Source organism: Corynebacterium sp. KPL4015 (genome assembly GCF_040225725.1).
GTDB lineage: Bacteria > Actinomycetota > Actinomycetes > Mycobacteriales > Mycobacteriaceae > Corynebacterium > Corynebacterium rhinophilum.
Window position 1 is genome coordinate 21,673 of the sequence record NZ_JBEHGF010000003.1, and the last position, 12,708, is coordinate 34,380.

Sequence of the window (12,708 nt, forward strand, 5' to 3'; positions counted from 1 at the left end):
GCCTGCGCCCCCAAAGCGCGTCTCGAGGGCGGCAGTGGGGGCGGGCGGAATGTTATTTCTCGAGGTAAAGCGGAGTTTACGCGTTACTGCAGTGCGTCAACAGCGCTCTTCAGGCGGTCAAGGTGGTCGCCCTTAACCGGGATGAAGCCCTGCTCTGCCAACTGGTCATCCTGGTGGTCCAAGACGTTGGTGAAGAATCCCTTGACCAGTTCAGCGGTCTCGTCATCGTAGCCGGCGGAGCAGACGATGTTGTAGGTGGTCAAGATGAGCGGGTATGCACCCTCAGCATCGGAAGCGAAGAGAGCCTTGGAGTCAACGACCATGTCATTCTCAGAAGCGGTGTCCTTGAACTCCAGGTTCTCCAGTGCCTTGTTGACGGTATCGTCATTCAGCTCAACCGGGCCGTTGCCAAAGTCGATATTGGCCTTCTTGACACCGTCAGCTTCCTTCTGGTCGGCGAAGCCGGCCTCAACGTAGGTGATAGCACCCTCGATGTTTGCTACCTGGTCAGCAACACCGGCGGAGCCGTTTGCGCCCTCACCTACAGCGTCAGGGAACTGCTTGCCTTCGCCGTCCCAGTTACCAGTGGAGGCGTTGAGGAACTTCTGGAAGTTATCGGAGGTACCGGACTCGTCAGAGCGGAAGATGACGTGGATGTCGGTGTCCGGCAGGTCTGCGCCTTCGTTATCAGCGGCGATGGCCTCGTCGTTCCACTTCTTGATCTCGCCCTTGAAGATCTTGGCAAGGGTATCGGTGGAGAGGTTGATCTCCTGATCACCCAGGTTATAAGCAATGGCAACCGGGCCGATGGTGGAAGGCAGGTGCCATGCGTCGTTGCCATCGCAACGCTCCTTGGCGGCCTCAATTTGGCCGTCGTCTTCCTTCAACGGGGAGTCAGAACCAGCGAAATCTGCCTGGCCGTTGATGAAAGCCTCAACACCCTTACCGGAACCGGAAGCGGTGTAGGACAGGTTTGCGTCTGGGTTGTCCCCTGCGAAGGCGGTGCCGAAGTAGGACATTGCGTTCTGCTGGGAGGACGCGCCCTCACCAACAAGCTCGCCAGCGACGCCGCTGCCGTCGGAGGAACCCGAGGAGTCAGAGGAGGTGTCCTCAGAACAAGCTACGAGAGCGGTAGAGGTAGCGGCCACGAGGCCGAAGATAGCGGCAGAGCGCTTGAAGTTGCGAATCACGGGAAAACCCTTTCCGGTGCAGATCAGAGATTGATTGTCCGAGGAAACCGCATCCCCATAAAAGGGGAACCTACATCCCACGTCCGCTTTTCGGGAGCGGGGTGCAGGTGCGCAGGTGCGGCTTTCTCACAATCAGTAAAGCTAACCGGAAGAATTAACCAGCAGGGTGCCGTGAGGTAAACAATTAATGAACAAGCTAGAAAGGTGACATGACCTTAATCACACTAACCCCAGACGACATGCTCTTCATCAACGGAAAAGCCTAGACGCTTGTAGGCCTTGAGCGCCGGTTCATTGTCCGCTTCCACGTACAAAATGACCCGCTGAGCCCCCTTTTCTACCATGCGGCGCAGGCCAATCTGCAGCAATGGTCCGCCTAATTTTTGGCCACGGTACGCCTCTGCAAGGCCCACCACGTAGACCTCACCAAAACCGGGATCTTCCTCGTCGTGCCACTTTGTCCAGTGGAATCCGGCAAGGGTCGGGTGCCCCTGCTCTTTCTCATCCCAGAAGAACAAGACATCTTGAGGATCGAACCACTCGGCCTCCATGCCGCGGTGCAGGCGCTCTAAATCCCAGCCGCCTTGCTCTGGGTGCCAAGAAAAGGCCTCGTTATTAACACGCAGCCACTCCTGTTCCACGGTGTCCTTACCCCACTTGTCCACTGCCTCGCTGTAATTGGCGGCCTGCAGCGGTAACTCGCCCACTTGTGCCGCACTATCCAGATCCGCGCCATCGATACCCATGACCACAAGGGTGCGGGTGACATTCAGGTCGCGGGAGTTAGCCAGGGCCTGGGCCGGCTTGCCATTGCCATGTGCCCAAGTCTCGAGGTTAGTGGTGGCGTTAGCAGTGGCATCGTAAAGCGCGGTGCCATAGCCTTTACCGCGATAGTCTGGGGCGATAAAAAGCTCCGCGGTGGAATCCTCGCGGCTCGATACGCCAATAGGGGCGCCGTCCAACCAGGCCACCAAGTGCTTGTGGTGCAAGCGCTCATCGCGCAGGCCGTTGAGGAATTGCTCTGAAAGCGGGGCGATGCCATCGGCCTTTTCCGCGTGCGCTGCTAGTTCTTCCAGGGTGCCCGCCAACTCTGGGGAGGCGGGGAGGTTTTCTTCGGTGATATTCATGGTGTCCATGATACGTAGGCTAAATTTGAAGGTGTGAGTGTAGTCAAAGTCGACCGGCGCATTGTGCACGTCCTCATCCTGGTGGGCGTGGTCTTTGCTGGATGGGTGGCCGATGCCTGCGTGGCCATGCATTCTGAGCACAAGATTGCCCAGGAGGTAAAGGAGAACTCCCGGCTGGAAAACTCCCCTCAGGTGTATATCGGCGGCACCCCGTACCTGTTGGCGGCAGGCTCTAAAGAAATCCCCTATTTGCAGGTCAAGGCCCTCGACGTGGAGGTTCCCAAGCTGGGCATGGTCAATGCCTCGACCGTGCTGCGCGATATCACCGTTACCCCTGAGCAGGTAGTAAACGGCGATATTGAAGGCGCACCAGTATCCACGTATTCGCGCGGGATCTCCCTGGACGGCGTTGCGCTGGGACGCCTTTTGGGCATTACCGATCTCTCCATTGCCAACCCGGATGATATTTCGCCCTCCGGCGGCGTTTCTGCCGAGGCGGAGCTTACCGGCACTCTGCCCGGCGATAAGGAAAAATCCACCGCCATGGTCACGCTGCGGCTAGTGGGCCCGGAGTTTCGCATGGAGGTCTACGGCACCGATGATCCGCGCCTCAAGGAGGCGTTTTCCCTCAACTTCGATACGCGCGAGCTCCCCCTGCCGGCGCAGGCCACGATGGTAAGGCTGCAGGGCGGCACCATTTACTTTGAGGTCCAGCGCCGCAATATCAAGGTCCAGATGGCCCAGCTTTCCCCGCTGGAAATCGAGGGTTCGGAGCAACGGGCCGTGGAAGAGGCCGAAAAGAAGGCGGCCGATACCGCCAATAAGGTAGGTCCTGCCCCAGATGAGGACGAATCCTAACGAAGGCGAATAAAGTCCCGCAGCACTTCCTGCACGGAGCGCTGGGCCACCTGCCGCCTGTCTTGCGGCGCGTAGACCTCAATGGCATCGGCCACAGAGGTCAGCGTTACATGGCGGAAGGTCCCCTCGGATTCGCCATCGGCCTGGAAGCGCTGCGGGGTATGGCAATCGAGCTCGACGCGCTTGGCATCATCAAAGCCCAAGGTCTTTTCCTTCACCAGGCGTTTGAGCCAGCCGTGCTTATCGGCACCAAAGAGGTGCAGCAGGCCAATGACCCCACGCACGCCGCTGAGCTTCTCCAGCCCAAAAAGGGCTAGGCCCTCATCGAAGGAATTGCGCGGGTTGGTCACCACCGGCAAGGGGCCCAAGAAAGTCCAGGGGTTGGTATTAGAGGTAAATAAGAGTGGGAAGTCCTTCTTATGGAGCGTCTGCCCCAAACGGGATTCTGCGTACACCGTGATCTGCGGCGGGTTGCGGCGCGCGCGCAGCCAAGCCCGAATAGCCACGTTGAGGTAGCGCAGCGGGGTGGCGGAAAAGCCTTGTTCGCGGGCGCGGTCCACGCGTGCGAGGACGTCCGCGTCCATGCCAAAACCGGCGTTGACGGCAAACCAGCGTTCGTTCCAGGTGCCCAGGTAAATGGTGCGGCGCAGATCGCGCTCTAGCATGCGGGCCAAGACGTGGGTGGCCTCAACCGGCGTATTGGGAAAGCCGAGGGCGCGGACGAAGACGTTCGCGGAGCCGGTGGGAATGACGGCGAGCGCCGGGACCTCGTGCGGGCTGGGGAGATCTTCACCGGCCGACCCCAGCAGGCCATTGACGATCTCATTGACGGTGCCATCGCCACCCACGGCAATGATGACATCATAATCATCCCTGGTCAGCCCCCGGACGATGTCTTCTGCATGCCCTGGGTAATGGGTGAATTTCACCAATAGGTGCATGCCTTCTACGGCCCGCAGGGCGGGTACGATTTGGCGAAAGAGCCCGTTGGATTGCGAGGTCGAATTGGGATTGGAAATCATCAGCGCATGCACAACTGACTAGTCTAGTAGTTAAAGCACCCCCAGCACGACTAGGCTGGACGCCCATGAGCGAAAATACCGAGAACACCAATACCCCGAACGTCGAGACCGCCGCCGCGTCCCACCCGGAAAACACCTCCGGCGCGCTCAATGGCAATGACGCGGTCAACCAGGCCGCCGAGCAGTGGAAGGATGCGGCCAGCCACAATATCCCCGCCATCGAGCTTGGGGATGTCCCCGTCCCCGCAGATACCGCCAATCTGCGCCAGGGCCCTTCGCTGCACGATGGCCTGCTGGGGCTGCTCCCCCTCGTAGGCGTCTGGCAGGGCGAGGGCCAGGCCCACGACACCGATGGCAGCGAATACACCTTTGGCCAGCAGCTGGTCGTCGCCCACGACGGCGAGAATTACCTGACCTTTAGCTCGCGCACCTGGAAGATCGATACCGAGGGCAAGCCGCAAGGCCCGTCTACCCGTGAGACCGGTTTCTGGCGCATCTCCGCCAAGGATGAAATCGAGGTCACCTACACCTCTTCCACCGGCATCGTGGAAATCTTCTACGGCGAGCCCTTCAACGAGCGCGCTTGGCAGCTCGAATCCGCTTCCACCATGGTCACGGAGACCGGCCCGAAGAACCTGGGCCCCGGCAAGCGCATGTACGGCCTCATGCCCAATAACAACCTGGGCTGGGTAGATGAGCGCATAGTCGATGGTGAGATGCGCCCCTACATGTCCGCCGAGCTCACCCGCATCGCAGGCTAAGCAGCTGGCTAAGCCCCTAGCGCGGCATCGATAAGGCCTCGGATTTCTTCCTCGTTATCCGGGGCTTTTAACGTTTTTTCATTCAGCTTGGTCACCCGCACCGCCACGCGCACGGAAGAGACCAACCACACCGAATCGGATTTTTCTAAGTACTCCACCGTCAGCGGCTTGGCCTTGCAGCGGTAACCGCGGTCCTGGGCGTAATCAAAGAGCGCTGCCTGCGTGGTGCCGGGCAAAATGCCGCGGCCGGCGGCGGTGCGCAGTTTCTTTCCCCGCACCGCCACCACGGTGGAGGTAGCGCCCTCTAAGATTTCGCCGGTATCTGGATCCGTCAAGATGAGATCGTCGTAGCCCTTGTCCTTGGCCATGCGCAGCATCGCCATCGTCGCGGCGTAGTTGAGCGTCTTGGCCGGTAGCTCTTCGGCCACGTGCCACAGGCGCGGGCTCGTCATGACGGTGACGCCGGTGGCGCGTTGGCGCAGCGGGACATCGCCAAGCGGCTGCACCGTCACCCACGCGGTGGGCACGCCGGTCGAGGCCCGGCCGCGGGTATAGGTCCAGGTGCATTTGGCATCGGCAAGCTCGGTATCGGCGCCGCAATAATCCGCAATTGCCAGCCGGGTCGCCTCTTCCCACTTATTCATCGGCGGCTCCGGCAGGTCGAGCGCCCGCGCCGAATCGCGGAAGCGCTGCGCGTGACGAGCAAGGTTGGCCGCCTTCCCGTCCCGGACCAACAGCGATTCAAAGATGCCATCGCCGCGGGTCACGGCGGCATCATCGGCATAGACCAGCGGCAGGGAGGGCGAATGCTTGCGCACCGACCCACCAAAAGGTTCCACGACGTAGATGACCGGCTCTTTTCGCGGGGAAGGTTTCATACGCTCGATTATGCCCTACCATCGGTAGATGTGAGTTATTCTTCGCCACTTCTTCAACGCGCCGGTGCCGCCGAGCACCAGGACGCGACTGTACTCGATGCCCAAGGTGTGGCCTGGCACTATGGCAATCCCCTCGGGGAACAGCGTGCGGCCGAGACCAGGACCATCGCCATCGACCGCTCGCAGCGCCGCGTGCTGCGTGTAAGCGGGGCTGATGCGCCGGGATTTCTTAATAACCTGCTTTCGCAGAAGCTTGACGATGCCCCCTCCGGCTTCTCCGCCGGCGCCCTCGACCTGGATATCCAAGGCCACATTTTGCACCACATGGATATCACCCGCGAGGGCGAGGACTTCTACCTCGATCTGCCCGCCGCGCAGTTCGAATCCGCCCAGGACTTTTTTACCAAGATGGTCTTTTGGTCTGAGGTCACGGTCGAGGAAGCAGACATCGCCATCGTGACTTTGCTGGGTGAGGCCGATATTCCTACCCCACCCACCGTGGCTTTTTCCCGCGAGGTGCTATGGCCGGGAATCAAACGCATTGACCTGGGTATTCCGCGCGAAAAATTGGTGGAATCCATGGCTGACCTAGAGGCAGAGGGCGCGCGCTTGGCTGGGCTCATGGCCTTTACTGCCGAGCGCGTGCGCGCCCGCGAGCCGGAGCTGGCCGCCGACTTGGATAAGAAATCCATCCCGCACGAGGTTCCGCAATGGATTAGCCGCAGCGATGCCAACCCCGCCCACGTGCACCTGAATAAGGGCTGCTACCGCGGCCAGGAAACCGTCGCCCGCGTGGAAAACTTAGGCCGCTCTCCCCGCCTCTTGGTGCAACTCCACTTGGATGGATCCGCGCCGGAGAGGCCAAATGTGGGCGATGACATTACATTCAATGGACGTAAAGTAGGTCGCATCGGCACCATCGTGGATGACTGCGATTTCGGCCCCATCGCCTTAGGCTTGGTCAAGCGTTCTGCGCTGGATGCAGGCACATTGAATATCGGCGATACCGCGGCGTCCATTGATGCCTCCTCCATCCCCGAAGATGAGGGCCCTAAGGCCGGGCGCGAGGCGGTAAACCGGCTGCGCGGGCGGTAGATTTTCCACTCATCGGGGGGCCGGTGCGGAATTTTTTCGTCACACGCGCTATTGTGTCTTACAGGAAGATACACAATTGACAAGCCGATGGGGCGCCCAAGAATCCCTGGAGCGCCCTACTAGCCCAAGGGGGTCATGCACATGGGACGCGGACGCGCTAAGGCAAAGCAGACCAAAGTTGCACGCCAGCTCAAGTACAACTCACCCGAGATGGATATCGAGTCCCTTCAGCGGGAACTCGCTGCTCAGCAGGAGGGTGACTCCCACGACTACGAAGAGGATGATCCCTACGCCGAGTATGTCGACGAATGGGATGAGGACAAAGACGACGAGCGCTAATCTTCCGCTCGCCGGATAAATCCACAAAAGGCCTTAGGTTTTTAACCTAAGGCCTTCCTCTTGTACCTAGAAGTTGGAATGTTCGCCGTGCATGATAACGCGCGGTTCTTCGCCGTCTGCTTCGCGGACGCTGCCCAGCTCCCACGCATCGATGTGGCGGGCGGTAAGCATGGCCAGCGCGCGGTCGCGGTCCTCCGGGTTGACCACGGCAATCATGCCCACGCCCATGTTGAAGGTCTTTTCCATCTCTGCCAGCTCAACCTTGCCCATGGAAGAAATGAGCTTAAAGATCTGGCCCGGATTCCACGTGGAGCGGTTGACCTCAGCGCTCAGACCCTCTGGAATAACGCGCTCTAGGTTGCCGGCCAACCCGCCGCCAGTGACGTGGCAGAAGGTGGATACGGAGCATTCCTGCGCCAGTGCTAGGCATTCCTTGGCATAGATGCGGGTGGGTTCCAAAAGCTCCTCGCCTAGCGGGCGGCCGAGCTCTTCCACATAACCATCTAGCGGCATGCCCGCCTGCTCCAGCAGGACGTGGCGCGCGAGCGAATAGCCGTTGGAGTGAAGCCCAGACGAGCCCATGGCGATGAGCACATCGCCCTCGCGCACGTTTTCTGGGCCCAACACGCCATCGGCCTCGACCACGCCGACGGCGGTGGCGGAGACGTCGTATTCGTTCTCCCCCATCATGCCTGGGTGTTCCGCGGTCTCGCCGCCGAGCAGCGCAGCGCCTGCCTGCACGCAGCCCTCTGCAATGCCCTTAACTACCTCGGCTACCTTTTCCGGTACGACCTTGCCCACGGCAATGTAGTCCTGCAGGAAAAGCGGCTCGGCGCCGCAGACGACTAGATCGTCGACGCACATGGCCACCAGATCGATGCCGATGGTGTCGTGCTTATCCATGGCCTGCGCCACGGCGAGCTTGGTGCCCACGCCATCGGAGCCAGCCGCGAGAATCGGTTCTTTGTAATCGCCCAGCTTGAATAGCCCTGCAAAGCCGCCGAGGCCGCCCATGACCTCCGGGCGGGTGGCGTGCTTGGCGTGTGGGGCAAATAGGCTTACCGCGCGGTCGCCTTCTTCGATATTGACGCCGGCTGCGGCGTAGGTGTTGTCACTCATGTTTTTAGAAGTTCCTTAGAAGTTTTTATTCGGTTCCGAGCAGGGTGCGCACGGCATCGGCATTGGGGTTTCCTGCGGGAAGACCCAGGGGATATTCGCCGGAGAAGCAGGCGGTGCACAGCTCGGAGCGGGGCTGCTCGGTGGCGGCGACCATTTCATCGATGGAGACAAAGCCCAAGGAGTCAGCGCCGATGGTCTCGCAGATGGTGGAGCAAATCTCGTCCGGATCATCGGACGGGCTGGCGTTGGCAATCAGCTCGCCGGGCGAGGCGAAGTCGATGCCATAAAAGCACGGCCACTTCACCGGCGGGGAGGCGATGCGTACATGGACCTCGGCGGCGCCGGCCTCGCGCAACATGCGGATAAGCGCGTGCTGGGTATTGCCGCGCACGATGGAATCATCCACCACGACGAGCTTCTTGCCGTCGATGACCTCGCGCAACGGGTTGAGCTTTAACCGGATGCCCAGCTGGCGCAGGGTCTGCGTGGGCTGAATAAAGGTGCGGCCCACATACGCGTTTTTCACCAAGCCGTGGGCGAAGGTGATGCCGGATTCGCGGGCGTAGCCCACCGCGGCCGGGTTGCCGGATTCCGGTACGGGGATGACCAGGTCTGCATCCTCAACCGGGTATTCGCGGGCCAGGCGGCGGCCGATCTCCACGCGGGAGGCGTTGACGGAGCGCCCCTTGATATCGCTATCCGGGCGGGCCAAGTACACGTACTCGAAAACGCAGCCGCTGCGCTTGGCGGGCGCGAAGTTTTCAGAGCGGATGCCGGCCTCATCAATGGCGACGAGCTCGCCCGGCTCGATTTCGCGAATAAATTGCGCGCCACAGATATCCAGCGCACAGGTTTCAGAGGCAACGACCCAGCCCTTGGCCAGCCGGCCTAGCACCAGCGGGCGCACGCCCTGCGGGTCGCGCGCGGCGTACATGGTGTGGCCATCAGTAAAGGTCAAGCAGAATGCGCCCTTCACCCGTGGCAGGAGCTCGCGGGCGGAGTCGAAGACGGAGGTGGTGTCATCGACGCCATCGGCAAGCAGCATGGACAAACACATCGAGTCAGAAACCGATTCCTCGTGCGGCTTAATCAGGCCGCGCTCGACGGCCTCTGCGCGCAGCTCGAGGTAATTGACTAGGTTGCCGTTGTGGCCCAAAGCAATGTCCACGCCCGTCGAGGAGGTGGAAAACATCGGCTGCACGTTGGACCATTCCTTGCCGCCGGCCGTGGAATAGCGCGTGTGGCCCACCGCCACGTTGCCGGTTAAGGCAGAAAGGGTCGATTCATCGAAAATATTGGCCACCAGGCCCATGTCTTTGAAGACGACGATGCGGTCATCATCGCCCACCGCAATGCCGGCGGCTTCTTGGCCGCGGTGCTGGAGAGCAAAAAGGCCAAAGTAGGTAAGTTTGGAGACTTCCTCCCCGGGAGCCCAGACGCCAAAGACGCCACACTCTTCGCGGGGTTCCTCCTCGTTACGATCGTCAAGGTCAGTGATACTAGGAGTATGTACTTCTACCACGGCGTTTATATTAGCGCGTTGGGCCGTCGAAAACTAACGGAATGATGGGCAGCCACTGCGCAATCTCCCCTGAACGCGACCCGGAAGCATCGATGCGACCTGTGTTTTTGACCTCGTCCCAGTCCGTGACACCGGTGGCCAAACGCAGCCAAGTCTCCGCATCCATTTCCACCACATTGGGTGGGGTGCCGCGCGTATGACGAGGGCCTTCAATGCACTGCACCGCAACAAATGGGGGTACGCGCAGCTCCACCGAGTGCCCCGGCGCGTCGGCCTCGAGGGTGCGGGCGGTGCGACGGACGGCATCGGCAAGCAGGGCCCTGCCTGGCTTTTGTTGCCCGTCCGGGTCCTGAATCCAATCCTTGATGGCGATGACTGCCGCGCGCGTGGCAGCGGGATCTACGGGTTTAGGCATAGCCACAGCATAGCTACTGTTATCTTATTGTTTATGTCACCTACTGACGCTGCTGCGGAAACCCAAAAGTCCCCTACCCTGACGCTGCGCTTTATGGCATCGCCAACCGATGTCACCATGGCCGGCGCCCCCGGCATCAACGGCGGGCGCGTGCTGGAGTGGATCGATAAGGCCGCCTACGCCTGCGCCGTGCAGTGGTCTGGGCAGTACTGCGTGACCGCCTATGTGGGCCATATCCACTTCACCCGGCCCATTCCCTCCGGGCACATCGTGGAGGTGCGCTCGCGCATCGCGATGACCGGCCGGTCCTCCATGCACATCATCAACGAGGTGCTGTCTGCTGATCCCCGCGAGGGCATTTTCACCCGCGCCTGTGATTGCCTAGTCATCTTTGTGGCCAAGGATCCCGAAAGCGATAAGACCACCCCGGTTCCCACCTTCGTTCCCGATACCGATGAGCACCTGCGCGTGGCCGAGGCCGCGAAATCCCGCATCGAGCTGCGCAAGGCCATCGAGCTCGAGATGGACAAGCAGACCTACGATGGGCCTTCCGATGCCCCACGCATGGTCAACCGCTTCCTAGCCAAGCCCACCGACGTCAACTGGGGCGGCAAGGTACACGGCGGCACCGCGATGCAATGGATCGATGAGGCCGGCACCGCCTGCACCATGGAGTGGTCCGGCGAGCGCACCGTCGCCGTCTACGCCGGTGGCATCCGCTTTTATAAGCCCATTTCCATCGGCGATCTCATTGAGGTCGATGCCCGCATGATGCGCACGGACCGCCGCTCCATGCAGATGTCCATCCACGTCCGCGCCGGCGATCCCCGCGGCGGCCGCGATAACCTCAAAACAGCCATCCACGCCACCGTGGCCTATATTGGCCTGGACCGCGACGGGCAGCCGCTAACCGCGCGCACCTTTACCCCACAGACGGAAGAAGATATCCGCCTGGCCGAGCACGCCAATATCTTGCGCGAGCTGCGCGGCGAATATTCCCCGAAGCCGCTCATCGTGGCCCCGCACTACCAGCACGTGGATTAAATTTTCAGCACAATTTCTTTTGCGCGGCGCCCGCGCATCAGCGTGGTATTAAATTGGTTACTGAGACCACGCTAGAGAAATGAGTTGATATGTCTAACCCACGCCTGCGCCGCAGGGTGCAGTACTCCGCCGCATTAATTGCCTCCGCAGTGCTGCTGGCCTCCTGCCAGAACCCGGCCAACCAGGAGGATAAAGATGAGGCTTCGGCTACGCCGACGACCACCTCTTCTTCTACCTCCGCAGAAAAGACCTCAGAAGCATCTTCCACGGCATCGAGTTCTAGTTCCGCTACCAGCTCCAGTAGCGCCAGCAGCTCCGCCACTAGCTCTTCCACCACTTCCGCCAAGTCGAGCGGTACCCACGCAAAACAGCGCTCCGAAATCGAAGGACATGTGGTGATGCTTTCTACCGGCGGCACCATCGCAAGCACCCACGATGACAAAGGCGCGGTGGTGCCCACCGTAAAGGGCTCTGATTTGGTAGACCCGCTGTACTCCGAGTTCGACAAAGACAAGCTGGAGCTCGAGGTCAAAGACATTGCCAACCTGGATTCTTCTGCGATGACTTTGGCCGATACCGATAAAGTCATCACTGCTGTACAAGAGCAGCTAGAACGCGATGACGTCGATGGCGTAATCGTCACCCACGGGACCGATTCCATGGAAGAAACCGCTATTGCGCTCGATACTTTCCACGACAGCGATAAGCCCGTCGTACTCACCGGTGCGATGCGCCCGTTCGATGACGATGATCCAGACGGCCTGGAAAACCTCGCTACCACGGTAGAGACCGTCACCAACCCGGACTATGCCGGCCACGGCGCATTCATCGCCTTTGGCGGCAAGGTTATCCCCGCCCGCGGCGCGTTCAAATCTGATACGGAAAAGGCCGATGGCTTTGCTACCAATAGCCAGGAGAAATTCCCAGAACGCCCCGAGCCGCTGAAGTACGCTCCGCTTGGCGATGTCCGCGTGGACATCATCGCCGCCTACCCCGGCGCCCCAGCGGATCTCATTGAGCAATCCTTGGCCAAGGGCGCGCAGGCCATCGTCATAGAGGGCATGGGTTCAGGAAATATCGGCCCCGATCTGGCTACCGCCGCCATGGAAGCCGCCAAGTCCGTTCCCGTCGTGCTTACTACCCGCGTGGATCACGGACCCGTCGAGGGTATCTACGGCGGCACCGGTGGCGGTGCCACGCTTGCCGATGCCGGCGTCATCCCTTCCGGTAACCTCCGCGCACCCCAGGCCCGCATGCTGCTCGCAGCCGCAGTTGCCACGGGAACGGATGCACAGAAGCTCTTTCCAACTGCAAAATGAGGCCGTATACTTTAGCGCG

13 protein-coding genes are annotated in these 12,708 nt (G+C 60.7%); 6 read left to right on the forward strand and 7 right to left on the reverse strand.

Features of this window, described 5'->3' with window-relative positions:
• Positions 1-83: 83 nt before the first annotated feature.
• Together pstS and mshD are read right to left on the reverse strand one after the other, a co-directional pair.
• Complete coding sequence (pstS, locus tag ABRP64_RS01755; protein ID WP_284770383.1) at positions 84-1,190, reverse strand: phosphate ABC transporter substrate-binding protein PstS; 1,107 nt, start codon at positions 1,188-1,190, stop codon at positions 84-86.
• A 224-nt stretch (positions 1,191-1,414) separates the two neighbouring features.
• Positions 1,415-2,317: a mycothiol synthase gene (gene mshD / locus ABRP64_RS01760; RefSeq protein WP_284770395.1), complete on the reverse strand. Its 903-nt coding sequence runs from the start codon at positions 2,315-2,317 to the stop codon at positions 1,415-1,417.
• 33 nt (positions 2,318-2,350) lie between these two features.
• Here mshD and ABRP64_RS01765 point away from each other — a divergent pair, with 33 nt between their 5' ends.
• Positions 2,351-3,175, forward strand: coding sequence for an LmeA family phospholipid-binding protein (locus ABRP64_RS01765; RefSeq protein ID WP_284770382.1), 825 nt, complete (start codon positions 2,351-2,353; stop codon positions 3,173-3,175).
• Here the strand turns inward: ABRP64_RS01765 and ABRP64_RS01770 are convergent.
• Complete coding sequence (locus ABRP64_RS01770) at positions 3,172-4,197, reverse strand: diacylglycerol/lipid kinase family protein (RefSeq protein ID WP_410756190.1); 1,026 nt, start codon at positions 4,195-4,197, stop codon at positions 3,172-3,174. The two genes, ABRP64_RS01765 and ABRP64_RS01770, sit on opposite strands and share 4 nt — an antisense overlap.
• Positions 4,198-4,262: 65 nt before the next feature.
• Between ABRP64_RS01770 and ABRP64_RS01775 the strand changes: the two genes are divergently transcribed.
• Complete coding sequence (locus ABRP64_RS01775; RefSeq protein ID WP_284782723.1) at positions 4,263-4,958, forward strand: heme-binding beta-barrel domain-containing protein; 696 nt, start codon at positions 4,263-4,265, stop codon at positions 4,956-4,958.
• Positions 4,959-4,966: 8 nt separating this feature from the next.
• Here ABRP64_RS01775 and ABRP64_RS01780 read toward each other — a convergent pair whose 3' ends face one another.
• Positions 4,967-5,836 carry an aminodeoxychorismate lyase gene (locus ABRP64_RS01780; protein WP_284770380.1) on the reverse strand — a complete coding sequence of 290 codons (870 nt, stop codon included), beginning with the start codon at positions 5,834-5,836 and terminating at the stop codon, positions 4,967-4,969.
• 30 nt (positions 5,837-5,866) lie between these two features.
• On the opposite strand from ABRP64_RS01780, the gene ygfZ reads away from it, so the two are divergent.
• Together ygfZ and ABRP64_RS01790 are read left to right on the forward strand one after the other, a co-directional pair.
• Entirely contained in the window at positions 5,867-6,931 is a 1,065-nt protein-coding gene (ygfZ, locus tag ABRP64_RS01785; protein ID WP_349865179.1) for a CAF17-like 4Fe-4S cluster assembly/insertion protein YgfZ, read from the forward strand.
• 141 nt (positions 6,932-7,072) lie between these two features.
• The gene (locus ABRP64_RS01790; protein WP_284796556.1) at positions 7,073-7,270 is read left to right on the forward strand and encodes a DUF3073 domain-containing protein; all 198 of its coding nucleotides are present in this window, start codon (positions 7,073-7,075) and stop codon (positions 7,268-7,270) included.
• A gap of 66 nt (positions 7,271-7,336) precedes the next feature.
• Here the strand turns inward: ABRP64_RS01790 and purM are convergent, their stop codons facing one another.
• From purM to ABRP64_RS01805, 3 genes are read right to left on the reverse strand one after another with little or no spacing between them, the layout of a single operon-like run.
• Positions 7,337-8,389 (reverse strand): phosphoribosylformylglycinamidine cyclo-ligase, encoded by a 1,053-nt coding sequence (gene purM / locus ABRP64_RS01795; RefSeq protein ID WP_349865181.1) that lies wholly within the window; start codon positions 8,387-8,389, stop codon positions 7,337-7,339.
• Between the two features lie 25 nt (positions 8,390-8,414).
• Positions 8,415-9,911 carry an amidophosphoribosyltransferase gene (purF, locus tag ABRP64_RS01800; protein ID WP_284785590.1) on the reverse strand — a complete coding sequence of 499 codons (1,497 nt, stop codon included), beginning with the start codon at positions 9,909-9,911 and terminating at the stop codon, positions 8,415-8,417.
• A 10-nt stretch (positions 9,912-9,921) separates the two neighbouring features.
• On the reverse strand, positions 9,922-10,326 hold the full coding sequence (locus ABRP64_RS01805; RefSeq protein ID WP_239268336.1) for a sterol carrier family protein: 405 nt from the start codon (positions 10,324-10,326) through the stop codon (positions 9,922-9,924).
• Positions 10,327-10,359: 33 nt separating this feature from the next.
• On the opposite strand from ABRP64_RS01805, the gene ABRP64_RS01810 reads away from it, so the two are divergent.
• Complete coding sequence (locus ABRP64_RS01810; protein ID WP_349865183.1) at positions 10,360-11,370, forward strand: acyl-CoA thioesterase; 1,011 nt, start codon at positions 10,360-10,362, stop codon at positions 11,368-11,370.
• An 89-nt stretch (positions 11,371-11,459) separates the two neighbouring features.
• On the forward strand, positions 11,460-12,689 hold the full coding sequence (locus ABRP64_RS01815; RefSeq protein ID WP_349865185.1) for an asparaginase: 1,230 nt from the start codon (positions 11,460-11,462) through the stop codon (positions 12,687-12,689).
• Positions 12,690-12,708 lie beyond the last annotated feature (19 nt).

Coding starts and splice junctions, on each gene's coding strand:
- ABRP64_RS01775 (WP_284782723.1), top strand. CDS start 4,263: ATGAGCGAAAATACCGAGAACACCAATACCCCGAACGTCGAGACCGCC.
- ABRP64_RS01770 (WP_410756190.1), bottom strand. CDS start 4,197: ATGATTTCCAATCCCAATTCGACCTCGCAATCCAACGGGCTCTTTCGC.
- ABRP64_RS01805 (WP_239268336.1), bottom strand. CDS start 10,326: ATGCCTAAACCCGTAGATCCCGCTGCCACGCGCGCGGCAGTCATCGCC.
- purM (WP_349865181.1), bottom strand. CDS start 8,389: ATGAGTGACAACACCTACGCCGCAGCCGGCGTCAATATCGAAGAAGGC.
- ABRP64_RS01810 (WP_349865183.1), top strand. CDS start 10,360: ATGTCACCTACTGACGCTGCTGCGGAAACCCAAAAGTCCCCTACCCTG.
- ABRP64_RS01780 (WP_284770380.1), bottom strand. CDS start 5,836: ATGAAACCTTCCCCGCGAAAAGAGCCGGTCATCTACGTCGTGGAACCT.
- ABRP64_RS01815 (WP_349865185.1), top strand. CDS start 11,460: ATGTCTAACCCACGCCTGCGCCGCAGGGTGCAGTACTCCGCCGCATTA.
- mshD (WP_284770395.1), bottom strand. CDS start 2,317: ATGAATATCACCGAAGAAAACCTCCCCGCCTCCCCAGAGTTGGCGGGC.
- ABRP64_RS01790 (WP_284796556.1), top strand. CDS start 7,073: ATGGGACGCGGACGCGCTAAGGCAAAGCAGACCAAAGTTGCACGCCAG.